Source organism: Pseudomonas sp. ES4, assembly GCF_050586665.1.
Lineage (GTDB): Bacteria > Pseudomonadota > Gammaproteobacteria > Pseudomonadales > Pseudomonadaceae > Aquipseudomonas > Aquipseudomonas frederiksbergensis.
Window position 1 is genome coordinate 50,352 of sequence record NZ_JBOBDO010000005.1, and the last position, 24,202, is coordinate 74,553.

A 24,202-nucleotide genomic window follows, 5' to 3' on the forward strand; every position below is an offset into this window, starting at 1 on the left:
AGCGTTGGGTTCAACAGGAATCAAGGAAGACTCATTTGAAAACCCTACTGTGTTTGCTGATCGCCAGCGGCGTCGGCACCGCGCTGCAATATGCCGGTCTCCCCCATGGCCTGTTGCTTGGTTCAATACTCGCCACTGCGTTGATCGCCAGTAACCGTCCTGACCCATCACCTGGTGCGCATGGTCGTGCTGCACTTTGCGCCGGCGTTGGCGTGAAGACGTTTGATCGCCGGAAGGACTAAGCCGGAGAGATCGTGGCCAGGGCACCAATCAGAATGGTCAACACCAGAAATCCACCCAGGAAAATCGCCATCTTGCCCATTGGGCCTCCTACATTATGAGTTTGCGGTGCAGCGTTCGCTGCGAGTGCGGAGCGTGCCGTTATTGTGAGGCGGCGGCTGTGTGCGTTACAGATGCAGATAGCGCAGGAAAATACGGATCAGAACACCGAGTTGGGGCTGGATCGCCTTTAAACATCAATTGCGCCAGGATCTTTGTATGCCGCTGAGTTTTCAAAAAATGCACGCCAATGGCGATGACTTCGTTGTAGTGGACTCACGAAACGCGGCCAACCCAATGACAAGTGCCCTCGCTCGGCGAATGGGTGATCGCAACCGAGGCGTCGGATTCAATCAACTTGCGGTGGTGCTCGATTGCGATGATGCCGATGCGCGTTTGATGTTTTGGAATGCTGATGGCTCCACACTGGATGTTTGTGGCAGTGCCACGCGGGGCGTCGCGCATATGCTGATGCGCGAATCGAACAGCACTTCGATAGCGCTCCGAACCAACCGTGGTCTACTCACTTGCGAACGAACTTCAACCGGCGCAACTTCCGTCAACATGGGAGAGCCGCTTTTCAGCTGGTCGGATATTCCCCTGGCTCTGGAACTGGACACTGCTGTTTTGCCACTTACCGGTGACCCAACAGCTTGCAGCATGGGAAATCCGCACTGCACCTATTTCGTGGAGGATCTAACAGCCATCGATATAGCGACCATCGGCCCGACAATTGAAACCAACCCCCTGTTTCCACTCAGGACGAACGTGCATTTCGTCCAGATCATCGACCGAAAACACATTCGGTTGCGCATTTGGGAGCGCTGGGGTGGCATTCCGCTCGGTTCAGGTTCCTGCTCTTGTGGTGCCGCTGTTAACGGAATTCGTCGTGGCTTGTTAGATAACTCCGTGGAGGTTGAATGTGATGGCGGAACCGTAACGGTTCAATGGGATGGCGTGGGACCTGTGTTTCTCATCGGACCGGTCGAGGCGACTTTTTCGGGAGTATTCATGGATGGTTTATTGCACGTTTTATAGCTGCTTTATCGTGATTCGGAGGAGCTGATCATGACAACTGAAAGCGCTGCTTTGGCCATTTCTGGAACTACGAACTCAAAAAACGCCACCGCTTGTCAGCTTCTTAGCACCTTCCCTTTCCCGCTTTTTCCAACGCTGTACATCCCCTCACACGGCAGGCTCATCTGATGAACAGGACAATTGCTGCAATCACTATCGCGGGCCTGTTCGCCTGCCCGCTTTTCTCACTTGCGACCGAAAAGGTCACTGAAGATGCTGCTGTGCCACCTGCCGCGCTCCCCGGAATCAATCAGACCCAGGGCACTGAATCCAAAGAGGAAAAGGCCGACAAAAAAGGTGAGGAAGCTTCGGGTTCAAACTCCGGCGCCGACCCGGAAGCGATGGAAAAAGATGCGGCCACCTCTAGCGATTCGGAGGACATTGAGCAAAAACCAACGCAGTAGCGTTATGACGGATGCGAAGTCTCCATTAATCGCTATTGTTACAGCGCGCGTCAGGCCCGCCACGGTGGAAGAGCCCCTTCGAAAAGAGAAAAGGCTCGATGCATGAAACTGTTGAAGCGAGCGGCATCGCGCCGCAGCCCTGCCTGTTGACCACCAATCAGGCACATATGGGCCACAAGCCCGATCACTTCTGCTTCGCCTGGCAGATGGACCAAGCGGCGGCAAGTTCGTATCGCGAAGTCCAGACGTCTTGTATCCACACGCTGCTGAAACTCGCCTACCAACGGATCGTGCAGCGACCAGGCTCGGATGGCAACTTCCCGCCCAGGTTGTTTCTCAGCGGCAATATTCAAGTAGCGTTTCAAGGTTTCGCCCGCACTACGACCCTGCGCCGCAAAAGCGAGCATGCGCTCCGTGTAGTCTTCTTCCCAAGCGGCCAGCAAGGTGCGGACAAAGTCTTCGCGATTGCGGAAATGGTGATAGAACGATCCGCGGGTCACATTCAATCGGCGCGATAGGCTCTCGGCCGAAACGCCAACATGCCCTATTTGGTCGAGGGCCTCAAAACCAGCCGCGATCCAATGGTTACGAGTTAGTGTGCTCACCAGTTTTTTCGCTCCATATTTAGCGCCATACAGACTGTGTATGGTGCGCAACCGATTGATACGCTGCGAACACCAGCAAAGATGGCCGTTGCGTTTTGCACGCCGCACTTTTCATGGAGCTCGCCTTGAAAAAAATCGTTCTGGTTGCTTTCGACCAATTCACTGATATCGACCTGTTCCTGATGTGGGACATCTTAGGCCGTAACACTGAGGACTGGCACGTCCGAATATTGGGTTCCAACGCTATCGTGCGATCGGCGCACGGCTTGCCTGTTTCGGTGCACGGTCCGCTTTCCGAGGCCAATAGTGCTGACGCGGTATTGTTCGTCAGCGGCAAGGAAGGGATACCCGCTGCACTTGCCGCCCCGGATTTCCTGCCGTCGTTTGAACTTGACTCCAGGCGCCAGCGAATCGGCTCCATATGCGCCGGAGCGTTCATTCTCGAGCGGCTTGGGCTGCTCAACGGCCAAGCCACTACACACCCGGATGCACGATCGGGATTACAAGCTCTGGGACTTGAGTCCGTGAATCAGCCTCTTGTATGCCAGGGAAACGTTGCAACCGCTGGCGGATGCCTTTCGGCGCTCTATCTGGTGGGATGGCTGGTTGAATCCTGGTTCGATGCCGACAAGCGCCGGGCGACGTTGCTCCCTGTTCTGCCAACTGGGCAGCAAGCGCTCTATGATGCTTTGATCGGACTCAGTATCCGACAAGGAGAAGTTGGTGCCTCGTGCCGGACAGCCTAAGCAGGAAACGCGACATGGCATGTCGTCCAATCAGTAGTTGGAACTCAGGAGAGATCACCGATGCCCCGAGAATTTGAGCTCATTAAGTCCGTGCCAGTCCCCTCGAGGTCCGGCATCACCCACCTTTACAAGTCGATGAACCTGGCGGACGCTTTTGCGATTCGGCTGCCTGCGGGCACATCCGGCAATCCAGATTTGCTTGCTCGATTCATCCTTTCCCACCAGCCATCCTGGATCGGATGGCTCATGAAAGTCCGGGACACTATCGTTGCCTGTTTTGGTCTCAAGACAGCCAGACAGTTGGCATCACTTGCCAATCGGGTTGGAATCTTCAAGGTCTACAGCACGAACCACACTGAAATCGTGTTGGGAGAGGATGACAAGCACCTCGACTTCCGGATATCGATCCTGTGTTCTGGAGAGGCAGAGCCAGAAGGCAGTCGCCAACTCGTTTTTTCAACCGTGGTCCACTGCCACAACCGCTTAGGCCGGGCCTACATCTTTGTTATTGCCCCCTTTCACCGCATGGTTGTTAAGGCCAGTCTCCTTCGTGCAGCGCGAATTGGTTGGCCACTGGCTACCTGCCCCCAAGGCTGAGAGCGCTGACCCATCACGCACAAAAAAGCCCACTGACCGTCACCGGTTCAGTGGGCTTTTGATCAGGCCTCTAGTTACAGAGCCATATCCGTCGCAGCATTAGCCTTCGGCGCCTTGGCCGGAGCAGCCGGAGCAGCCGCCGGAGCCGCCATCTGACCAATCGCCGGCGGCGGAGTCAGCTGCAACACCTTGGCGGTGTAAGCCCACTCTTCAGCCACTTTCGCAGGGTTGCCATTCAACTGAGTGCCATAGCTCGGCACGATCTGGTGCAGCTTTTCCTGCCAGGCAGGCGATGCAACCTTGTCCTTGAACACCTTCTGCAGCACGGTCAGCATGATCGGTGCGGCAGTCGATGCACCCGGCGATGCGCCCAGCAGACCAGCGATGGTGCCGTCTTGCGAGGCAACGATCTCGGTACCCAGCTTCAGCACGCCACCGGCGGCTTCATCACGCTTGATGATCTGCACGCGTTGGCCGGCTTGCCACAGGCGCCAGTCTTCGGCTTTGGCGTTCGGGAAGTATTCTTTCAGGGCGTTGAGGCGGTCTTCATCAGACAGCATCAGTTGGCCAGCAAGGTACTCGACCAGCGGGTACTCCTTGATGCCGACCTTGGTCATTGGCCACACGTTGTGCGTGGTGGTAGTGGTCAGCAGGTCCAGGTACGAGCCTTCTTTCAGGAACTTGGTGCTGAAAGTCGCGAATGGGCCAAACAGGATGACGCGCTTGCCGTCCAGGACACGGGTGTCCAGGTGCGGAACCGACATTGGCGGTGCGCCAACAGAGGCTTTGCCGTAGGCCTTGGCCAGGTGTTGCTCGGCCAGGGTCGGGTTCTCGGTCACGAGGAACGAGCCGCCTACCGGGAAGCCTGCGTATTCCTTGGCTTCAGGAATGCCGGACTTCTGCAGTAGGTGCAGTGCACCGCCGCCCGCGCCGATGAACACGAACTTGGCGTCGGTTTCGGTTTTGCTGCCGTCTTTGAGGTTTTTGTAGCTGACGCGCCAGGTGCCGTCTTCGTTCTTGGTGATGTCTTGCACTTCGCTAGACAGTTTCAAGTCGAACTTTGGCGTGGTTTGCAGGTGCGCAACGAACTGGCGGGTGATCTCGCCGAAGTTGACGTCGGTCCCGATAGGAGACCAGGTGGCCGCGACTTTCTGGTTCGGGTCACGCCCTTCCATCATCAGCGGAACCCACTTCTTGATCACAGCCGGGTCTTCGGAATACTGCATGCCAGCGAACAGCGGGCTCGCTTGCAGGGCTTCGTAGCGCTTTTTCAGGAACTTGATGTTGTCATCGCCCCACACGAAGCTCATGTGCGGCGTGGAGTTGATGAACGAACGCGGATTCTTCAGCACGCCTTGCTGAACCTGCCAGGCCCAGAACTGACGGGAGATCTGGAAGGCTTCGTTGATTTCAACGGCTTTCGGGATCTGAACGTTGCCTTTATCGTCTTCCGGGGTGTAGTTCAACTCGGCCAGGGCGGAGTGACCGGTACCGGCGTTGTTCCAGCCATTGGAGCTTTCCAGGGCGACGCCGTCGAGGCGCTCGATCATTTCCATCGAAGTGCCAGGTTCCAGCTCATTGAGCCAGACACCGAGGGTCGCGCTCATGATGCCGCCGCCGATGAGCAGCACATCGACTTTCTTTGCCTCTTCCGCGTGAACGGACGTGATCCCCATCGACAAAGCCAGCCCCAGCAGGGCCGTGTTCATTTTTTTAAACATGTGTAGCACCTTTGATAAAACGCCATCCGCCCTTCCATCCCCATGCTTGAGGCCCCGGTTCACGGCATGCAGGCAGCATGCAGTGGGTTGCGCTCCCACAAGGATTGGAGGGTGGGCACACAAGGCCGACGTGTCTCCATCGACCTCAGTTTATATGTCCCTACTGAACTGACTTCTTATCGTTATTGGCTTCAGCTACTTGAGCGACAGTGATTCTGTTGGCGCGTCTCAAGGACACGCAAACTGAATAGGTCAAAGCAAGTTGGGGCGAAGAATATCACGACACGGCAAACCCGCGCGTCTGTTCCCGACTTGATAGTCTGCCCCGGCCACTATACTCATCGTGCTTTTCTCGATGAGCCGGTGAGGAGATGTCATGAGCGACAAGGTTGATCTGCGCAAATATTCCTCCCAAGTGGTCGACGGCGTAGAACGCACGCCCGGCCGCGCGATGCTGCGGGCCGTGGGTTTCACGGACGAAGATTTCAAGAAACCGCAGATCGGCATCGCCTCGACCTGGGCGATGGTCACGCCCTGCAACATGCACATCGACAAGCTGGCCATTGAAGCCGAAAAAGGCGCGAATGCCGCTGGGGCCAAGGGCGTCATTTTCAACACCATCACCATTTCCGACGGCATCGCCAACGGCACCGAGGGCATGAAATATTCGCTGGTATCGCGTGAAGTGATCGCCGATTCCATTGAAGTCGTGGCCGGCTGCGAAGGCTTTGACGGCCTGGTCACCGTGGGCGGATGTGACAAGAACATGCCGGGGTGCCTGATCGGTATGGCGCGGCTGAATCGCCCTTCCATCTTCGTCTATGGCGGCACCATCCGGCCGGGCGCCGGCCACACCGATATCATCTCCGTGTTCGAGGCCGTGGGTCAGCACGCGCGGGGCGATATCAGCGAGATTCAAGTCAAGCACATCGAGGAAGTGGCGATTCCGGGCCCCGGCTCCTGCGGCGGCATGTACACGGCCAACACCATGGCGTCCGCGATTGAGGCGCTGGGCATGAGCCTGCCCGGTTCCAGCTCTCAGGACGCCGTTGGCAGCGACAAGGCGTCGGACAGTTTCCGCGCTGGCCAGCAGGTCATGGAGCTGCTCAAGCGAGACATCAAACCGCGGGACATCATGACCCGCAAGGCGTTTGAAAATGCCATTCGAGTGGTGATCGCCCTCGCCGGCTCGACCAATGCCGTGCTGCACCTTCTGGCGATGGCGCATGCCGTGGATGTCGAGCTGACGCTGGATGATTTCGTCGAGCTGGGCAAGGTGTCACCGGTGGTGGCCGATCTGCGTCCCAGCGGCCAATACATGATGAGCGAACTGGTGGCCATCGGCGGCATCCAGCCGCTGATGAAGCGCATGCTCGCCGCCGGCATGCTGCATGGCGATGCACTGACGGTCACCGGCAAAACCCTGGCCGAAAACCTGGAAAACGTGCCCGATTACCCCGCAGGCCAGGACGTGATCCTGCCCTTCGACCAACCGATCAAAAAAGACTCCCATTTGGTGGTGTTGCGCGGCAACCTTTCGCCAACCGGCGCCGTGGCCAAGATCACCGGCAAGGAAGGCCTGCGCTTTGAAGGCACGGCGCGGGTCTACCACGGAGAGGAAGGTGCGCTGGCCGGCATCCTCAACGGTGAAGTCAAGGCCGGCGATGTGATCGTGATCCGCTACGAAGGCCCCAAGGGCGGGCCCGGCATGCGCGAAATGCTTTCGCCGACGTCAGCGGTCATGGGCAAGGGACTGGGCAAGGACGTTGCGCTCATCACCGACGGTCGTTTCTCCGGCGGTTCACACGGGTTCGTGGTGGGCCATATCACGCCCGAAGCCTTTGACGGCGGGCCGATCGCGCTGATTGAAGACGGCGACAAGATCACCATCGACGCCGAAACACGGCAGATTACGGTCGATGTTTCAGACGCCGAACTGGCCGAGCGCAAAACCCGCTGGGTGCGCCCGGAACCCAAGTACAAACGCGGTGTGCTGGCCAAATACGCGAAGACCGTGTCCAGCGCCTCGGAAGGCGCCGTAACGGACAAATACCTCTAGGTGTTCAGGAATGGCCTGGCGGTTACCCTGCCGCCAGTCCCTTCCCGGCCCGCTCCAGATTGCGCCACAACCAAACCGGCAGAACATCAGGGTCAAGGCTGTCGATCAGGTTCTTCAATGCCAACCCCAACTCCGTATCGCCCTCAATCACCAAACGCCGGCGAAAGAACAACGTGTCCGGATCTTCCTGACGGCTCGCCAGCAATAAAAACTCGCGCCAGTTACCGCTGATCGTCACATGCGCCGTGGCGTGTTCGGCAATTCGCAACCCGTCACGAGTCAACGTCAGGAACCACGACAACCCCAGGTCCGGGATCCGCAAGCACAACCAACGCCCGCGCAAAACCTCAAACTCGCCATCGCGTAACGGCCCGGCGAGGCAGCGATTGAGCGCCTGTTGCAACGCCAGGCGCTGCACGGCAAAAGGCACCCGGCGCACCAACGGCAACAACCGGTCGGCGCCTTTCAGCAGCCATTTCTTTCGATTCAACACAGGCCAACCTCCTCGACACGCAACATACCGGCCTGGCCATGCCAGTAACCGTTGCAACCGTCGACGAACAACGGCGGTGTCTCGCCCAGACGAACCCGTTGATAGGCCGCGATCACCTCGGCCATGCCCTGAGCGCGGGGGCTCAGACGCAACAGATCGGCGCCACAGGCCACCAGCCCGGAGTAATCCGCCAGCAGATTGGTCACCTCCGCTGACATCGTTTGAATACCGTTGATGGTGAACAACGCCTGCCCTTCCTGACTGGTCAGCGGCAAGCCATCGGGGTAGTTGAGGCAGCAAAACCGGCAGTCGTCCTTGGGCAGGTTTTCCGCCCGTGCGGTGAAGCAGCGAGCGGAATAGGCCAACGGCAAATGCCCATAGGCAAAGATCTCGACTTCCGGCACCTCACGGCCCAGTTCGCGCACTTGCTCGAGCACATCGCCAATCAGCGCCGCGGAGCATTCCACCGGCGGCACCCACCGGGTCATCCCGCAGTCCAGCAGTTGCGCGAGGGTATGACCGTTGTACACATTCAGCGCCGGACCACCCACGAACGGCAATTTGCGCCCGGCCAGAAACTGCACCGCGCCCATGTCGTTGGCCTCCACCAGCAATTGGCCGTTGTCGCACAGCCGCCGCAGGCTGGACAGTTCGGACGCCGCTTCGATCAGCGTCAGGCTGGAGATCACCAACTGCGCCTGGCTGCATTCCTGCAACTCGCGCCCCAGCCCTAGCCATTGATCCAGCGAAAAGGCCCGGCGTTTCGAACACACGGTTTCGCCCAGGTAGATCACGTCCAGCGGCAAGGCCGACATTTCGGCGTAAAAGTTGCTGAGTTGCTCTTTATCCCAATAAAACAGGACCGGTCCAAGGCTGAGTTTCATGTCGCCTCCCTCATTGCCATGATCGATGGTAAGCACCCAGGGTGGTCTGGCTGCCTTCGGACAAACCGGCCAGCACCTTGCGCCATTCCTCCTTGACCCGAAAACTGCCCGGCGAGCCACGATGGGCATCCAGTGCCGCACGCCAGACGCGGGTGACTTGTTCGACATAGGCCGGGCTGCGTTGCCGGCCTTCGATTTTGACCGCCTCGACGCCGATGGCCGTCAATTCCGGCAGCAAGTCCAGGGTGTCGAGGCTGGTAGGTTCTTCCAGCGCATGAAAGCGTTTGCCGCCGACCAGGAAACGGCCCTTGCACAGGGTCGGGTAACCGGCGGGTTCTTCGGGGGTGTAACGGTCGATCAGCACTTCACTGAGCCGCGCGCTCAAGCCTTCGGCGTCGTCGCTCCAGCGCACCGCTTTGGCCGGTGAGCAGACGCCGCACAGGTTCGGCGACTCGCCGGTGATGTAGGACGACAGATGGCAACGCCCTTCGGCCATGATGCACAAGCTGCCGAAGCCAAACACTTCGATGGGCACCGGGCTGCTCGCGGCGACCTGGCGCACTTGCGCCAAGGACAACACCCGCGGCAGCACCGCACGTCGAATGCCGTAGCGTTGCGCGTAAAATTCCAGCGCCGCAGCATGGGTCGCCGAACCCTGGACTGACAGGTGCAGCGCCAGTTGCGGATGGCGCTGGCTGGCGTAGTTGAGTACTCCGGGGTCGGCGGCGATCAACGCATCCACACCGAAATCGGCGGCGCGATCGACCGCCCGTTGCCAGCGTTCCCAGCCCTTGGGTTGCGGGTAGGTGTTGACCGCGACGTAGAGTTTGCGTTGATGCTGGCGGATGTGGGCGACCGCCGCGTCGAACTGTTTGTCGTCCATGTTCAGCCCCGCGAAGTGCCGGGCATTGGTGTCATCGCGAAAACCGACATACACGGCATCGGCGCCTTCGCGCACCGCCGCTTTTAGCGCAGGCAGGTTCCCTGCCGGGCAGACCAGTTGCATGGGTGATCCTCATGGAAAAACGCGCTGCCAGTCTAGCGAGACCGGCAGGCGCGGCCTTGACGGCAATCAATTGCGATCAATGCATCAGGTCGGCGAAGGACAGGAACATCACGTTGTCGTGCTTGAGCACTTGCTGCTCGCACTCGATCACCGCCAGCCCATCGGCCCAACACGCGGCGCTCAACATCGCCGAACTTTGCTGAGGGTGCAGCTCCACGCGCAACTGGCCGTCAGCACCCGGCGTCAGTCGAGCCCGCAGGTACTGCCGACGCTTGTTGCGCTGCAACCAGTCGAACCCGGCGGGCACGGCCATTGGCAGCGGCAACACGTCTTTCACGCCCTGGGCCCTGAGCAGGAACGGTCGCACCACCACCAACGCGGTAATCAGCGCCGCCGAAGGATTGCCCGGCATGCCGATCCAGGGTTTGCCGGCCACTTCGCCGAAGGCCAGCGGTTTGCCCGGCTGAATCGCCAGCCGCCAGAAATCCAGGCTGCCGAGTTCCTCGATGGCCTGCTTGAGGTGATCTTCCTCACCGACCGAGACGCCGCCGGAACTCAACAACAAGTCGCATTCCGAGGACGCCAGGCTCAAGGCATGCCGGCTGGCCGCCAACTCATCGGCCATGACGCCATAGTCATGTACCTCGACACCCCAGCCACTCAACAACGCCGCGAGACAGTAGCGGTTGCTGTTGTAAATCTGCCCCGGCGCCAATGAGTCGCCGGGCTCACGCAGTTCATTGCCACTGCTGAGCAGGCACACCTGCAGCGGTCGATAAACCTCGACCCGCGCAATGCCCGCGCCGGCCAGCAACCCCACTTCTTGCGCGCGCAGGCGTTTACCGGCCTGGAGCAACAGGTCTCCCCGGCGAACCTCCTCCCCTTCCTTGCGCACGTGATCGCCAACGCTTACGGACGGGAACCAGACGCGCTCGCCATCGATCCGGCAGCGCTCCTGCGGCACCACCGTGTCGGCACCCGGCGGTAATGGCGCGCCGGTGAAAATCTGTACCGCCTGCTGTGCGAGCAAGGGGGATTTCGCCTGATCGCCCGCCGCAATTCGTCCGCCAATCGCCAAATAGCCGCCGTCCGGTGGCAGGTCAGCGGCTCTGAGGGCGTAACCGTCCATGGCGCTGTTGTCCCAGGCCGGCAGGTTGACGGGGGAATGAATGTCCGCCGCCAGCACCCGACCCAAGGCTTGATCCAGACCGATCTTTTGCGCCAGGGGCGGCGGCGGTGCCTGCTCCAGCAGATGGCTGATGGCCTCGTCTACCGGCATCAGTTGGCCGAGGTCGCACACCCGGCCAGTCATGAGCGTGTCTCGCAGGCGTCGATGACCCGCTGCGCTTGCGGCTTCAAATGCGGGGCGAAATTGCACGGGCCGGTGCGGCTGTCCAATTGTTCGAGCAGGATCTGGTTCCAGGCAGTTCGACACGCACCGGGCGAACCCGGAACGCAGCACACCAGCACGCCGTTGCTCATCCCGGCCAGTGCCCGTGACTGCAGACTGGACATGCCGATTTCCGCCAGGGACACCTGACGGAACAGCTCACCGAAGCCTTCCACGCGTTTGTCCAGTAACGGCAAGACCGCTTGCGGTGTGTTGTCGCGCGCGGTGAAACCGGTGCCGCCGGTCATCAGTATCACTTGAACCTGAGGGTCGGCGATCCAGTGAGAGACCTTGGCGCGGATCTGATAAATGTCGTCCTTGACCAGGTCACGGTCGATCAATACATGCCCGGCCGTTTGCAGCAAATCCGTCAGGGTCTGCCCCGAGGTGTCGGTGTCAAAGGTGCGCGTATCGCTGATGGTCAGCACGGCGATGTTCAGGGGTTCAAACGTGCGTTGCGCCAGATGGGCCATATCCAAGCCTTCCCGTAAATGAGGGTATGGGACAAAGCCTGAACCGGAATTCCCGGTGAGCCTATTCCTCCAAGGAGGTACCTCGACAGGGACATAAGCAGAATGTGTCGGGCACACAAAAACCTGTGGGAGCGAGCCTGCTCGCGATAGCGGTGTGTCAGGCAACATCAATGGTGACTGACACACCGCTATTGCGAGCAGGCTCGCTCCCACACTGTCTCCCATCGCTATCAGGGCGCCAGTCGGTTGCGCTGCCAAACACCATCGCGCAACCGGTAATCGAGGCGGTCATGCAAGCGGTCGGCACGGCCCTGCCAGAATTCCAGACGCTCAGGGCGCAAGCAGTAGCCGCCCCAATGTTCGGGCCGCGGCACGGTCTTGCCGGCAAAGCGCTGGATGGTTTGGAGCAACAGCGATTCGAGCTCGGCCCGATTGGCCAAAGGCCGGCTTTGCGGCGAAGCCCAGGCGCCCAGGCGACTGTCCTGCGAGCGGGAATCGAAGTACGCATCCGACAGCATTGGGTCGAGCCTGGAGACCTGGCCTTCGATACGCACCTGACGCTCCAGCCCCGGCCAGAAAAAGGTCATCGCCGCATGCGGGTTGGCAGCCAGTTGCTGGCCCTTGTCGCTCTGGTAATTGCCGAAAAAGGTGAAGCCTTCATCGCTCAAGCCCTTGAGCAGCAGGACCCGGCAGTGCGGGCGCCCTTCACTGTCGACCGTCGCCAACACCATGCTGTTGGCTTCGACAGGCGCGCGCTCGGTGTCGCGGGCCAGTTGCAGCCATTGCCGGAACATCGCCATCGGGTCGTCCAGCGCCGAGTCGTCTTGCAGGCCAAAAAGGGTGTAGTTACGGCGCATCTGGGCCAGGGAAAGGGGCATGACGGTGATCTCCAAAAAGGTTCTGCCCAGTGTGCAATGCACAGCGCAAGACCACCTTGACCACCATCAACCTTATTTGAGACGCAGACGCCGAGCCAGTTTGTGCAGGTTGCTGGGATCGACTTCCAGAATCCGCGCGGCGCTGGCCCAGTTTTCCCCGGACAGGCTCAAGGCCTGGAGGATTTTCTTGCGCTGGTAATCGTCGACCGCTTCACCCAGGGGCTGGAACGGCTCATCAGCCGTGACGTCCAGTGGATTTTCGACGACCGCACCCTGCCCGCCCACGGCACTGTCGAGGTCCAGAATCTCGGGCTCCAGGGTCATGATCAACGTGCGACTGGTGCCGCGACTGAGCTGCTTCAACGCGGCCCGGCTGATCACATGCTCCAGCTCACGCACGTTGCCCGGCCAGGTGTACGTCAGCAGCGCTCGCTCGGCCGCCGGCGACAGACGCAAACCGCGCAAACCGAGCCGCGCCCGATTGAGTTCAAGGAAATGCCCGGCCAGCATCAATACATCGTTACCGCGCTCGCGCAGCGGTGGAATCGGCACCGGGTACACCGAGAGCCGGTGATACAGATCGGCCCGAAACAAGCCGTCGCGGATGCTGTCCGGCAGGTGCCGGTTGGTCGCGGCGATGATGCGCACATCGACATGCAACGGCTTGTCGGCGCCGAGGCGCTGGATCTCGCCGTTCTGCAGGGTGCGCAGCAGCTTCGCTTGCACGGCCAATGGCAATTCGCCGACTTCATCGAGAAACAGCGTGCCACCGTTGGCCGCATCGAAACGTCCGGCACGGTCACTGGTGGCACCGGAAAACGCGCCTTTGACATGGCCGAACAATTCACTCTCTGCCAGAGACTCCGGCAACGCCGCGCAGTTGACCTGTACCAGCGGCTTGTGACTGCGACGCGACAGACGATGCAAGCGCCTTGCGAACAGCTCTTTGCCGACGCCGGTCTCGCCCAGCAGCAACACCGGCAATTCGGAGTCGGCCAGCACGTCCAGTTCATTGAGCAACTGATGCAGCACTTCACTTTGCCCGAGGATTTCGCCTTCATCCGCCGGCCGCCGCACGTCTTGAATATCGCTGCGGGACAAGCGCAGGCTGCGGTTTTCCTGCTCGAGCCGGGTGACTCGCACGGCGGCTTCGATCTGCAAGGTGCAGCGCTTGAGTTCTTCCCGCGCACGGCTGTCGAAGGTCCCGGCGTGCAGCGCATCGAGGGTGATCGCGCCCCAGATCCGCCCCTCCACGTACAGGCTCACGCCCATGCAATCGTGCACGGGCATCGGTTCGCCGGCGTGATGATCGAGCAAGCCGTCATAGGGGTCCGGCAGACGGCTGTCGGGCTCGAACCAGGTGGGTTCGCGCGACGCCATGATCGCCGCCAGCCGCGGATGCTGGGCGATGACGAACCGACGGCCCAACGCTTCATGCACCAGCCCCACCGTCGCCACCGGCCTGAGGCTGTCGTCGTCCAGACGCAGCAATCCCACGGCGCCACTGTTGAAGTACTCGCGCAGGGTCTGGACCAGTCGTTGCAACCGCACAGCATTGGGCAACTCGACAATCAGGTCGGCCGCCAGGCTTTCTCGCAGCATGGTAGTTATTACCCTCTATGGTTGGATTCACCCTAAAGCGTCCGGGTGTCTATCACCACAACTAAAAATAAATCTCTATTTTTCAATACGTTAAAGATGGCATGCCGGGTGCAATGAGCCTGGGGAACCGTTGAAATCCAAACAAGGAACCCCCTGATGAGCCTGACCCTACTGGAACAAAGCCTCGGCCAACTGGCTTGCGACATTCCCGGCGCCACGCGGATTTTCCACACCTTCAAACTGGACTTCTGCTGCGGCGGGCATAAAAGCCTGCGTGAAGCGGCCGCGGGCAAAGACCTCGACCCGGTGCTGATCGCCGATGCTCTGCACCGGCTGCAAGACACCGGCGAAACCCAACACGACTGGCGCAGCGAACCGTCAGAGCTGTTGATCGCCCACCTCCTGGCGCGCTACCACGCCCGCCATCGCGAGCAACTGCCGGAACTGATCCGCCTGGCCCGTCGTGTCGAGCAGGTCCATGGTGCGCGCAGCAGCTGCCCCAATGGCCTGGCCGATCTGCTGAGCGACATGCAACAAGAACTCGAAGGCCACATGCTCAAGGAAGAACAAGTGCTGTTCCCGATGCTGCAACAGGGCATCGGCCCTCAAGCAGCACCACCGATCCAGGTGCTGCGTTTTGAACATGATCAACATGGCGAAGCCCTCGAAAAGCTGCTCGCGCTGACCAACAACATCACCCCGCCGGCCGATGCCTGTAACACCTGGCGCGCCCTGTATCGTGGGCTGCTGGAGTTTCGGGATGACCTGATGCAACACATCCATCTGGAGAACAACGTGCTGTTTGTTAATGCCCTCAAACCCCGTCATTGATCGCCAACCAGTGACACCGCTTTCGCGAGCAGGCTCGCTCCCACCGGGGATGGAATTCCAATGTGGGAGCGAGCCTGCTCGCGAATAGCGTCACCTCGGAATTACGGGTTCTCCAGCGCGATCACCCGTGCCAATAGAACATCGCCTTGGCCAGGATCACGATCAACACCATGTGCCCGAGAATGCTGCGGCGAATCCAGCTGGCGCGGGTCGTGGTCAGTCGTGCGCTTTTCAGCCAGTACGCCAGCAGGAAGTAATGGCCGATGATGCTCAGGGCCAGGATGATTTTCAGACTCAGCAACGTGCCAAAACTGCTCGCCAGCGGCTGACTCAATACGCCGCGGTGTTGCCACGCCAGGCTGATGCCGGCGCCATACAACAGCAACACCACGCCATGCAGCACCTTGCGCGAACGCACTGCAATCGCTTGATCCGCCGTGGTTAGCGCGGTATCCGCCAACTGCTGGCGAGCGCGGTGCCAGATCACCACTTCAAAAAACAGCGTGCCGATGAAGGCAATCGCCGCGAGCAAGTGGGTGACCAGTAAAAAGGGATATAACACGGGCAACCTCCATCAATTCACGTGCTTAGCCCGGATGACCGTCGACACGGGCCCGCAGCAGCATCGGCCCGTAGCGCCAGGCGTACAGCGCAAACGCCAGCGCCCAACACAGACCGGCCAGCCACAACGCAGGCAGAGGAAAGAACAGGATCAACACCACCCGGCTCAGACAGGCCAGATTGAGCAGAATGAACGCCAGGGTCATGCCCGACGGCGGCTCCAGCGCACGACCGGTGTGGCCCAGGCTGACCCGCGCGATCATCGCCAGCACCAGGCCGCCCATGGCGCCGATGGTCAGGCAATGCACCGCCAGACTCGGATTGATCGGCACACCGAAATGCCACAGCGCCATTCCAAGACAGGCCGCTGCCAACCAGGCATAAGCCAGGTACAACGACCACAGCAGCGGCACGTGCCAGAGGGCCCGATCATGCCAGCGAACCAGGCGCACCAGATGCCCAGCGGCCAATGCGGCGAACAACAGGCCGACCCAGAGATTGGGGTCAAGCGCGAGTCCGGCGGCATATAACAACGCCACCAGCGGTGAGCCAATCAGCAGCAGCCAATCCAGCCACGGCCAAGGGGTCACGCCATCGACCTTGCCGAGACCGCGCTGGATAAAGAACGGAATGACGCGCCCGCCGATCAAGCCCATCATCGCCGCCACCAGCCAGAGGCCGGTCAGCACGCCTTGACGCTGCCAGGCTTCATGACCTTCGACCAGGCCGTAAAGGGACAACCCGTCGGCCGCCGCTAACAACAACAGCACCACCGCAATCGGGTAGTTACGTTTCTGCCGCACCTTCCACAAGGTGAAGCCCATGAGCGCCGCCACCACCAGCGGAAACGCCAACTCCAGCACCGCGAGCACCGGCCATGGCGCATTGACCAGCCAGGCCACGCGCGCCAACAACCACAGTAATGCCAGCGCGGCCAGGGGTCGCCCACTGAGGCCGGGACGACCGGTCCAGGTCTGCACCGCTGTCAGCAGAAAGCCCGCGATGATTGCCAAGCCGAAGCCGAACAGCAGTTCGTGTCGATGCCAGCCCAGCCAGCCACCCGCCGGCTGCCAGTCGGCAATCGAACCGCTGAAGGCGGCCAGCCAGAGTGGAATGGCCAGCACTGCCAGCAGGCAGCCGGCGAGGAAAAATGGCCGAAAGGCCAAACGTAACAGCGGCGCGATGGCCATCGCTTTACGGCGGTCGAGCACTTGCATAAAGCCACTCCTTTACCTTGCTGCTGACCTGACGCCAACCCGCACACGTCGAGGTAAGTCCGGGAGCAATGATCGGGTATTAGCGATCAATTGCCTTTGTCACAGATCAAGTGTGCAAAGGGCGTGCCCCGGATTCCAACTCAACCACTGTGGCGAGGGGGCTTGCCCCCATTGGAGTGCGAAGCACTCCCAAAACCGGTATCCGCGGTGCGTCAGATAGAACGCTTCAGCCGGTATTACGACTGCTACGCAGCCGAACGGGGCGGTGCGGCGGTCCGACAAGCCCCCTCGACACAGGGGTGATCGGATCAGGGTAAAAATGACCATTTAAGGGTTATTTAAACCATTAACCTCGTGGTCGTTTTTACCCTCCTTTCTGACAACCCTAATAAACAAGGGGTCTCCAGGCATGGCCCGCGTCTTGCTCAGGCTTTCAGCAATCAAAAAACCTTGATCCCTCTCGAATCCCCAGGAGTCGTCATGAAAAAAGTCATCCAGCCACTGGCCTGGTTCGTGGTGTTGACCTCGGTGCTGGCGTTGGCCAGCGGCGTCTCGCTGGGCCTCGTTTGACTTGATCGCCCCCCCTCCTCAACCTTCAGGATGAATTCTTATGGTGCTTCATCGCGTCCATCACCAGATTCTGCGCAGTCACCACTTGTTCGAGCCGTTGAACGAAGAACAGCTGGATGAACTGATGAGTACCAGCCACCTGCTCAGCATCGACAAGGGCGAACCGTTGTTCCGCCAGGGCGAGCCGGCCGACTCGTTCTATTTCGTGATTGCCGGCGCGGTGAAAATCTACCGCCTGACACCGGATGGGCAGGAGAAAGTGTTTGAGGTGATCGGCGATCGGCAAACCTTCGCCGAGGCGATGATGCTGATGGACACCCCGAACTATGTGGCCTCGGCCGAAGCGATCTGCCCGACTCAGCTCTATCGGTTATCCAACAGCACCTACATGCGCCTGCTGCAGAGCAACAGCCGGCTGACCTTTGCGCTGCTCGGCAAGCTCTGCGTTCGCCTGCATCAACGGGTCAACGAAATCGAAACCCTGTCCCTGAAAAACGCCACCCACCGGGTCGTGCGTTATCTGCTGACGCAACTGGTGCGCCAGCAAACCGTCGACAGCCAATTCGAACTGCCGATGGCCAAGCAACTGATTGCCGGGCATCTGTCGATCCAGCCGGAAACCTTTTCGCGGATCATCCGTCGCCTGATCGATGAAAACATCATCACCCAGGACGGCCGCCAGATCGCCATTCTCGATCGTCTGCGCCTGGAACAGTTCGAGTGAGTGCCATGCCCGTCTGTTTGTATTGCCAGCACACCAACCCCGCGCAAGAAACCGAGTGCAGCCAATGCGGCATGCCTCTGCCGGCATTGGCGGCACAGGCAGGGGAACGCCGGCTGCGCCGGTTCACGTGGTTCTGCATCGGCCTGACGATCTTCTGCGTGGTCATGTTTTTCTGGCTGCCACGCAGCATCTGATCCCCACACATTTCCCTGTAGCAGCTGCCGAGCCTGCGAGGCTGCTGCTACAAGGGCGTAGGTGACTAGGGACCGTGTCGATCACGGCTGGGTCAGCTGCCGATACAACTGCGGCAAGCGCAGGGGCAATTGCTCGGGCTGGCGGATCAAGGTGTAGCCATTGGCGCCGAACATGTACGGCAGGTAATCACCGGCCTCGCGATCAATCGTGATACAGAACGGCGTCAACCCCTGGCGCCGCGCTTGCAGCACCGCTTCGCGGGTGTCTTCAACGCCGTAGCGACCCTCATACAAATCCAGATCATTCGGTTTGCCATCCGTGAGCAGCAGCAACAGCTTGCTACGGCGCTTGCTCTTGCCCAGCAGTTGGGTGGCCTGGCGGATGGCGGCGCCCATGCGGGTGTAATACCCCGGTTTGAGCCCTTGAATACGACCACGGGTATTGTCGTCATAACGTTGGGTGAAGGACTTGAGTTCCTGCATGCGCACTTGATGACGGCGCAGCGAGGAAAACCCGTACAGGGCGAAATCATCACCCAGCACCGACAGGGTTTCGCCGAACAGCAGCAAACTGTCGCGGATCACATCGATCACCCGATGCTCATCGTTCAAGTGCGCGTCGGTGGACATCGACACATCAGCCAGCAACAGGCACGCCAGGTCGCGGCGTGTCTGCCGTTGTTCCATGAACAGACCTCGCTCCGCACACTGGCCATGCTCGCGTTCAACGTGAAAATCCAGCCAGGCCTGCATGTCCAACTCAGACCCTTGAGGTTGCTGGCGTAACCATTGGCGGTCATTGCGCAGGTGCTCGAACTGGCGGCGCAAACGGTGTGCCGGGGCCTTCAGCCGTGGCGGCAGTGGCTGCGCCTCACAGTCCCGGGGCACCATCATTTGCAGATTGACGAAGGCGTCCTGCATCTGCTGTTTGCGGTAGTCCCACTCCGGCAACTTGATGCCCTCGCCCAGGGGAATATCGTCGACATCGGCCGGCGGCAAATCCAGGTGCAGCTTGAGGCCGCCGCCCTTGCGCAGACGGGTGCGCGACAGGCTCAACTCGTCGAGGTCTTCGGCAACTCTGGCGGCGTCCGGGTTTTCGCTGTCGTCTGTCCAGCGATCCAGGTCAACGTGTTCGGTCCAGCTGAACAGATTCTCCAGGCGCACGATCAACAACCCGCCGTCGCGGCTGCCTTCATCGATCCGCTTGGCGCGTTTGCTTGCGCCTTTCTGCTCACCAGACGGGGTGGTCAGCGATTCTTCCGACTCGTCACCGAGGTCGGCGGCCTGCGGGCTGTCGAGGTTTTGTGGCGGGTACAGCCACAGCGGCAGCGGCCATGCGGCCCGTTCGCTGCGGGGAAAATGTTCGACGCTGCCCGGTTCGCGTAGCGCCTGGCATAACGCCCGTTCCAGCGCCGCTTCGCCGGGGCTCAATGTTGCTGGATCCGGGCGCAATTGCAGATGAGCATCGACCAAGCGTTCGTAGCGGGCACGCAACGCGGGATAGCGCCGCAACAGCTGTTGCGTCCAGCGTTGATTGTCCCGCCCCCAATGACGCATCTGCCCGGCCTGGGCCGCCAGCAACGCGAGCCAGCGATAGAGCTCCTCGTTCAGTGCGACTTCAGGAAACACTGCCAGGCTCGACGGCAGACGCAGATTGGCCTCGTCGCACCACGCCAGGGGCACTTGCTTGCAGGTGCCGGCGATCTGCTGCAGCACGTTGCGCCGCAACAGCAGATCACGTTCGCTGGCGGCTTCCACGCCGACGCCACTGGCCCCACCCATGGCGCGAAACAACAACGCCAGCGGCCGCTGCTGGTGGATCAGTTCGACCCGGGCCTCGGGAAAGTCCGGGCTGGCGCGACGGGTGATAAAGCGATGCCAGACACTGCCGACCCACTCTTCCAGTTCGACGGTAAAGGCCATGGTTTTTTTCCTCTGAAACCAATGTGAAACGGCCCGCTGTACCAGCCGGGCCGTCCTCCTTCAGGGTGTTATTGGCTCACGAACGAACAGCGGAGGCGGCAGTGGCAGTGATCCCCACTGGCACCCGACGCTTGAAGCTGAACAGATAGCAGATCAGCCCTGCGAAGAAACCGAGACCGGCGCCCAGACGAGCCCAGAACAGCACTTGCAGATGATCGACAGTGGCCATGAACGGTAACGCGACGCCATCTACCGGCCAGCGTTGCAGATAGATCTGCACGACACCGGCTGCGGTGAGCAACAGCGTGATCATCACCATCGATAGGGTCATCAACCAGAAACCCCAGATCTCGAGTTGCTGCGAACGCTCGTCCGCTGCCTCACCGAGCCCGCGCAGTTTCGGCATGGCGTAGCTGATCAAGGTCATCACGATCATCGCGTAAGCACCGTAGAAGGCCAGGTGACCGTGAGCCGCCGTCAACTGCGAACCATGGGTGTAGTAGTTGACCGGTGCCAGGGTGTGCAGGAAACCCCAGACGCCAGCGCCGAAGAACGCGGTGACCGTGGTGCCCTTGGCCCACAGCGTGGCGGCGCGATTCGGGTGGTCCCGACGACGGTTCTTGACCATGCTGAAGGCGAATATCACCATCGCCAGGAATGGTAGCGGCTCGAGTGCCGAGAAGATCGACCCCACCCACAACCAGACCTCAGGCGCACCGATCCAGAAGAAGTGGTGACCGGTACCGATGATCCCCGTTATCAGCGCCATGGCGATGATCACGTAGAGCCATTTCTCCACGACCTCCCGGTCCACGCCGGTGATCTTGATCAGGACGAAAGCGAGCATCGAACCCATGATCAGTTCCCACACGCCTTCTACCCAAAGATGCACCACCCACCACCAGTAGAACTTGTCACGGGCGAGGTTGCCGGGGTTGTAGAAGGAGAACAGGAAGAACACCGCGAGACCGATCAGCCCGGTCATCATGACCATGCTGACGGTGGTCTTGCGCCCTTTGAGCAAGGTCATGCCGATGTTGTAGAGAAAGCCCAGGCAGACCACCACGATGCCCATTTTGGAAATGGTCGGCTGTTCCAGGAACTCTCGCCCCATGGTCGGCAGCAGTTCGTTGTGGGTCAATTTGGCCAGGCCGGCATAAGGCACCAGCAGGTAACCGAGGATCGTCAGCACACCTGCGGCGGCGAATACCCAGAACAGGATGATCGCCAGCTTCGGACTGTGCAGTTCGCGGTCGGCCTCTTCCGGAATCAGGTAGTAGGCCGCCCCCATGAAGCCGAACAATATCCAGACGATCAGCAGGTTGGTGTGCACCATCCGCGCCACGTTGAAGGGGATGATCGGGAACAGAAAGTCGCCGATCACGTATTGCAGGCCCATGATCAAACCGAACAGTATCTGACCGAGGAACAGCATCAGGGCAAACACGAAGTACGGTTTGGCCACGGCTTGCGAGGCGAATTTCAGATGCGGATTAGCAATGCTCATGTCTTAGCCCTCCTTGTTTGGCGGCCAGCCATTGGTGTTGATTTTCGAGCTCCATTTGAGGAACTCGGCGATGTCATCCACCTCCTGGTCACTCAACTTGAACTGCGGCATCGCGCGTCGGCCCGGTACGCCCAGTGGCTGCATCTTCATCCAGGCATGCAGGAAGGGTTTGAAGCCCGCCTCCCCGCCGCGCCGCTGGAACACGTTGCCCAGCTCAGGCGCGAAATAGGCGCCCTCGCCCAACAGCGTGTGGCAGCCGATGCAATTGTTTTGCTCCCAGACCAATTTGCCGCGCTCGACTGATTCGGTTAACAACGCCTCATTACTGCGCTCTGGAAAGGTCTGTTCCGTGTGATAGGTCAAAGCCAGGAATATCAGGAAGAAGAAGATGCTTCCCCCGAAGTAGATGTTCCTGGCCATGCCTTTGGTGAAGGTGTCTGACATGGTCGCTTCCTCTTTGCTAGGCCCGTCCATCATAGGAAGCGAAGGGTTGAAACCTGCTTGATGGCGATCAAGAAAGGCAGATGGTTTCGGTCGGGTATTACACCTGAGCCAAACTCGGTCCTTGTAGCAGCTGGCGAAGCCTGCGTTCGGCTGCGCAGCAGTCGTAAAATCAGGCACTGCGGTGTATCAGATTGACCGAGGTGGCAGGATTTACGACTGCTGCGCAGCCGAACGCAGGCTTCGCCAGCTGCTACAGGGATCGTTTAACGGAACAAGATAAGCGTCAGGCCTACCACCGTTGCCAACACCAGCGCCCAGCTCAACATCAAGCGCCGCCACAGTCGCGGCGCGTGGCGCATCTCCATGAAGCCGTCGGTGATCAGCCACGCCTTGCCGACCGCCACCAGCAAAATCGCAATCGACAGCAACCACGTCGCCCCGGCCTGGGCCAGCACTACGGTGCATACGCTTAACGTCGCGAGCGCCGCCCAACAGACGAGCAAAACCCTGGAAACAGACATGAGAACCTCGTCAACTCAACACGTAGACCAGCGGAAACAGCACCACCCAGATCAGATCGACCATGTGCCAATACAACACGCCGGATTCAAACCCGCTACGGTTGTTGGCGTCGTACAGGCCACGGCGACAGCGCTCGGCCAGCCATCCGAGAATGACCATGCCGAGTACTACGTGGAGAAAATGAAACCCGGTGAGGATCCAGTAGAGCGTGAAAAAGGTGTTGTGCTCCATGCCCAGCCCCGAGGCGAGCAAGTGCCGATATTCGGTGAGTTTCAACCCCACGTAGACACTGGCAACGAGCAACGCCATCAGCAGGAAAACCGCGCCATGACGAGGCCGCGAGCGCCTGACCTGCTCCTGCGCCAGTGCAGCGAACAGGCCCGCGGTGAGCAGGCTCAGGGTCATCGCCAAGCCGGTTGAGGTGTTCAGCAACAGGCGGCTTTCACTGAACATCTGCGGCTTGAGCGCCTGGGTCGCGGCGAACGTCAGGATCAGGATGGCGAACACCGACAGCTCGGCCAGAATGAAAAACCACATCGCCAGATCGCCCGGCAAGTGGCGACGCGAGACGCCCGCGGACTCAACCGAAGTGGACATCAACCACGTCCATCAGCGCGGCAACGGTCAGCGGATCATCGCTCAGCGGCTCGGCCAGACAAGCCATGCAGGCCTCGCGCGGGCTCATGCCGGAGCCGATCATGCGCGCGGTAAAAATCAACAGCCGCGTTGAGGCGACCTCCTCCAGATCATGCTGATCGAGCCGGCGCAGTGCCTGCCCCAGCCGCACCACTTGCGCCGCCAGCGCGCTGTCCACCTGTGCTTCCCGAGCCACGATGCGTTCCTCATCGGCCACTGGCGGATAGCCGAAGCGCATCGCCACGAAGCGTTGGCGAGTGCTGGGCTTCATGCCTTTGAGCAAGTTCTGGTAGCCGGGGTTGTAAGACACCACGAGCATGAACGACGGCGGCGCCTTCAGCACTTCGCCGGTGCGTTCCAGGAACAACTCGCGACGATCATCAGCCAGTGGATGCAGTACGACCACGGTGTCCTGGCGCGCCTCGACCACTTCGTCGAGGTAACAGATGCCGCCTTCACGCACCGCCCGGGTCAGCGGTCCGTCCTGCCACCAGGTGCCCTGGGCGCCGATCAGGTGACGGCCGATCAGGTCGGCCGCGCTCAGATCATCGTGGCAAGCCACGGTGTACAGCGGCAGTTTCAGCCGGTGGGCCATGTGCTGGACGAAACGGGTCTTGCCGCAGCCCGTCGGGCCTTTGATCAGCACCGGCATGCCGTGTCGCCAGGCTTGTTCGAACAGCGCCTCCTCATTATTCAGTGGTTGGTAGAAGGGTTCGGTCGGGTGTTCGCAAGACGGGGTACGGTCCATGGGCTGTCTGTTCCAAAAGCGGATTCAAGGAACACGCTACGGGCCCCTGCGACAACCTGGCAAGTGAGATGGCCGGCAAACTTGATCGTCGTCAAGCGGACATTGGCCTGC

The 24,202-nt window shown here is 60.3% G+C and carries 26 protein-coding genes; 9 read left to right on the forward strand and 17 right to left on the reverse strand.

Going from position 1 to position 24,202, the window contains the following annotated elements; genetic code table 11:
- The first annotated feature begins 35 nt into the window (after window positions 1-35).
- The 3 genes from ACQ4OB_RS07515 (at window position 36) to ACQ4OB_RS07525 (ending at window position 1,760) form a co-directional block, all read left to right on the forward strand.
- Window positions 36-242 carry a hypothetical protein gene (locus tag ACQ4OB_RS07515; protein WP_309475426.1) on the forward strand — a complete coding sequence of 69 codons (207 nt, stop codon included), beginning with the start codon at window positions 36-38 and terminating at the stop codon, window positions 240-242.
- 256 nt (window positions 243-498) lie between these two features.
- Window positions 499-1,317, forward strand: coding sequence for a diaminopimelate epimerase (gene dapF, locus ACQ4OB_RS07520; RefSeq protein WP_430955392.1), 819 nt, complete (start codon window positions 499-501; stop codon window positions 1,315-1,317).
- Between the two features lie 167 nt (window positions 1,318-1,484).
- Window positions 1,485-1,760, forward strand: a complete 276-nt coding sequence (locus tag ACQ4OB_RS07525) for a hypothetical protein (protein WP_430955393.1) — start codon at window positions 1,485-1,487, stop codon at window positions 1,758-1,760.
- 50 nt (window positions 1,761-1,810) lie between these two features.
- On the opposite strand, the gene ACQ4OB_RS07530 is transcribed toward ACQ4OB_RS07525, so the two are convergent.
- Window positions 1,811-2,365, reverse strand: coding sequence for a TetR/AcrR family transcriptional regulator (locus tag ACQ4OB_RS07530; RefSeq protein ID WP_430955394.1), 555 nt, complete (start codon window positions 2,363-2,365; stop codon window positions 1,811-1,813).
- Window positions 2,366-2,490: 125 nt separating this feature from the next.
- On the opposite strand from ACQ4OB_RS07530, the gene ACQ4OB_RS07535 reads away from it, so the two are divergent.
- Both ACQ4OB_RS07535 and ACQ4OB_RS07540 read left to right on the forward strand, forming a co-directional pair.
- Window positions 2,491-3,111 carry a DJ-1/PfpI family protein gene (locus ACQ4OB_RS07535; protein WP_430955395.1) on the forward strand — a complete coding sequence of 207 codons (621 nt, stop codon included), beginning with the start codon at window positions 2,491-2,493 and terminating at the stop codon, window positions 3,109-3,111.
- Between the two features lie 60 nt (window positions 3,112-3,171).
- The gene (locus ACQ4OB_RS07540; protein ID WP_074876087.1) at window positions 3,172-3,708 is read left to right on the forward strand and encodes a DUF2867 domain-containing protein; all 537 of its coding nucleotides are present in this window, start codon (window positions 3,172-3,174) and stop codon (window positions 3,706-3,708) included.
- Between the two features lie 74 nt (window positions 3,709-3,782).
- On the opposite strand, the gene mqo is transcribed toward ACQ4OB_RS07540, so the two are convergent.
- The gene (mqo, locus tag ACQ4OB_RS07545) at window positions 3,783-5,429 is read right to left on the reverse strand and encodes a malate dehydrogenase (quinone) (RefSeq protein ID WP_102615415.1); all 1,647 of its coding nucleotides are present in this window, start codon (window positions 5,427-5,429) and stop codon (window positions 3,783-3,785) included.
- Between the two features lie 376 nt (window positions 5,430-5,805).
- Between mqo and ilvD the strand changes: the two genes are divergently transcribed.
- Entirely contained in the window at window positions 5,806-7,488 is a 1,683-nt protein-coding gene (gene ilvD, locus ACQ4OB_RS07550) for a dihydroxy-acid dehydratase (protein WP_102615414.1), read from the forward strand.
- Window positions 7,489-7,510: 22 nt separating this feature from the next.
- On the opposite strand, the gene ubiT is transcribed toward ilvD, so the two are convergent.
- The 7 genes from ubiT to norR form a co-directional block, all read right to left on the reverse strand.
- Window positions 7,511-7,981 (reverse strand): ubiquinone anaerobic biosynthesis accessory factor UbiT, encoded by a 471-nt coding sequence (gene ubiT, locus ACQ4OB_RS07555; RefSeq protein WP_074876082.1) that lies wholly within the window; start codon window positions 7,979-7,981, stop codon window positions 7,511-7,513.
- Complete coding sequence (locus ACQ4OB_RS07560; protein WP_430955396.1) at window positions 7,975-8,865, reverse strand: U32 family peptidase; 891 nt, start codon at window positions 8,863-8,865, stop codon at window positions 7,975-7,977. Before ACQ4OB_RS07560 ends, ubiT begins: the two co-directional genes overlap by 7 nt.
- Before the next feature lie 10 nt (window positions 8,866-8,875).
- On the reverse strand, window positions 8,876-9,871 hold the full coding sequence (ubiU, locus tag ACQ4OB_RS07565; RefSeq protein WP_074876078.1) for a ubiquinone anaerobic biosynthesis protein UbiU: 996 nt from the start codon (window positions 9,869-9,871) through the stop codon (window positions 8,876-8,878).
- A gap of 76 nt (window positions 9,872-9,947) precedes the next feature.
- Window positions 9,948-11,183, reverse strand: coding sequence for a molybdopterin molybdotransferase MoeA (locus ACQ4OB_RS07570; RefSeq protein ID WP_430955397.1), 1,236 nt, complete (start codon window positions 11,181-11,183; stop codon window positions 9,948-9,950).
- Window positions 11,180-11,734 (reverse strand): molybdenum cofactor biosynthesis protein B, encoded by a 555-nt coding sequence (moaB, locus tag ACQ4OB_RS07575; protein ID WP_430955398.1) that lies wholly within the window; start codon window positions 11,732-11,734, stop codon window positions 11,180-11,182. Before moaB ends, ACQ4OB_RS07570 begins: the two co-directional genes overlap by 4 nt.
- Before the next feature lie 230 nt (window positions 11,735-11,964).
- A complete protein-coding gene (gene pdxH / locus ACQ4OB_RS07580; protein ID WP_430955399.1) occupies window positions 11,965-12,612 on the reverse strand; it encodes a pyridoxamine 5'-phosphate oxidase in 648 nt (215 codons plus the stop codon).
- Window positions 12,613-12,684: 72 nt separating this feature from the next.
- The gene (gene norR, locus ACQ4OB_RS07585; protein ID WP_074876070.1) at window positions 12,685-14,214 is read right to left on the reverse strand and encodes a nitric oxide reductase transcriptional regulator NorR; all 1,530 of its coding nucleotides are present in this window, start codon (window positions 14,212-14,214) and stop codon (window positions 12,685-12,687) included.
- 156 nt (window positions 14,215-14,370) lie between these two features.
- Here norR and ytfE point away from each other — a divergent pair, with 156 nt between their 5' ends.
- The gene (gene ytfE, locus ACQ4OB_RS07590; RefSeq protein ID WP_430955400.1) at window positions 14,371-15,045 is read left to right on the forward strand and encodes an iron-sulfur cluster repair protein YtfE; all 675 of its coding nucleotides are present in this window, start codon (window positions 14,371-14,373) and stop codon (window positions 15,043-15,045) included.
- Between the two features lie 121 nt (window positions 15,046-15,166).
- On the opposite strand, the gene ACQ4OB_RS07595 is transcribed toward ytfE, so the two are convergent.
- Entirely contained in the window at window positions 15,167-15,607 is a 441-nt protein-coding gene (locus ACQ4OB_RS07595; RefSeq protein ID WP_074876066.1) for a CopD family copper resistance protein, read from the reverse strand.
- 25 nt (window positions 15,608-15,632) lie between these two features.
- On the reverse strand, window positions 15,633-16,823 hold the full coding sequence (locus ACQ4OB_RS07600) for an NnrS family protein (protein ID WP_430955401.1): 1,191 nt from the start codon (window positions 16,821-16,823) through the stop codon (window positions 15,633-15,635).
- A 610-nt stretch (window positions 16,824-17,433) separates the two neighbouring features.
- On the opposite strand from ACQ4OB_RS07600, the gene ACQ4OB_RS07605 reads away from it, so the two are divergent.
- Window positions 17,434-18,117: a Crp/Fnr family transcriptional regulator gene (locus tag ACQ4OB_RS07605; protein WP_076031340.1), complete on the forward strand. Its 684-nt coding sequence runs from the start codon at window positions 17,434-17,436 to the stop codon at window positions 18,115-18,117.
- Window positions 18,114-18,311, forward strand: a complete 198-nt coding sequence (locus tag ACQ4OB_RS07610) for a protein DnrP (protein ID WP_430955402.1) — start codon at window positions 18,114-18,116, stop codon at window positions 18,309-18,311. The genes ACQ4OB_RS07605 and ACQ4OB_RS07610 overlap by 4 nt, the downstream gene beginning before the upstream one ends.
- Window positions 18,312-18,392: 81 nt before the next feature.
- Here ACQ4OB_RS07610 and ACQ4OB_RS07615 read toward each other — a convergent pair whose 3' ends face one another.
- The 6 genes from ACQ4OB_RS07615 to ACQ4OB_RS07640 form a co-directional block, all read right to left on the reverse strand.
- Entirely contained in the window at window positions 18,393-20,234 is a 1,842-nt protein-coding gene (locus ACQ4OB_RS07615; protein WP_430955403.1) for a nitric oxide reductase activation protein NorD, read from the reverse strand.
- Window positions 20,235-20,310: 76 nt separating this feature from the next.
- Window positions 20,311-21,741 (reverse strand): cbb3-type cytochrome c oxidase subunit I, encoded by a 1,431-nt coding sequence (locus ACQ4OB_RS07620; protein ID WP_008156281.1) that lies wholly within the window; start codon window positions 21,739-21,741, stop codon window positions 20,311-20,313.
- A gap of 3 nt (window positions 21,742-21,744) precedes the next feature.
- Complete coding sequence (locus tag ACQ4OB_RS07625) at window positions 21,745-22,185, reverse strand: c-type cytochrome (protein WP_008156283.1); 441 nt, start codon at window positions 22,183-22,185, stop codon at window positions 21,745-21,747.
- Window positions 22,186-22,448: 263 nt separating this feature from the next.
- Window positions 22,449-22,706, reverse strand: a complete 258-nt coding sequence (locus ACQ4OB_RS07630; RefSeq protein WP_074876058.1) for a cytochrome C oxidase subunit IV family protein — start codon at window positions 22,704-22,706, stop codon at window positions 22,449-22,451.
- A gap of 10 nt (window positions 22,707-22,716) precedes the next feature.
- Window positions 22,717-23,304, reverse strand: coding sequence for a cytochrome c oxidase subunit 3 family protein (locus tag ACQ4OB_RS07635; protein ID WP_430955404.1), 588 nt, complete (start codon window positions 23,302-23,304; stop codon window positions 22,717-22,719).
- Window positions 23,288-24,091, reverse strand: a complete 804-nt coding sequence (locus tag ACQ4OB_RS07640) for a CbbQ/NirQ/NorQ/GpvN family protein (RefSeq protein WP_074876054.1) — start codon at window positions 24,089-24,091, stop codon at window positions 23,288-23,290. Before ACQ4OB_RS07640 ends, ACQ4OB_RS07635 begins: the two co-directional genes overlap by 17 nt.
- Window positions 24,092-24,202 lie beyond the last annotated feature (111 nt).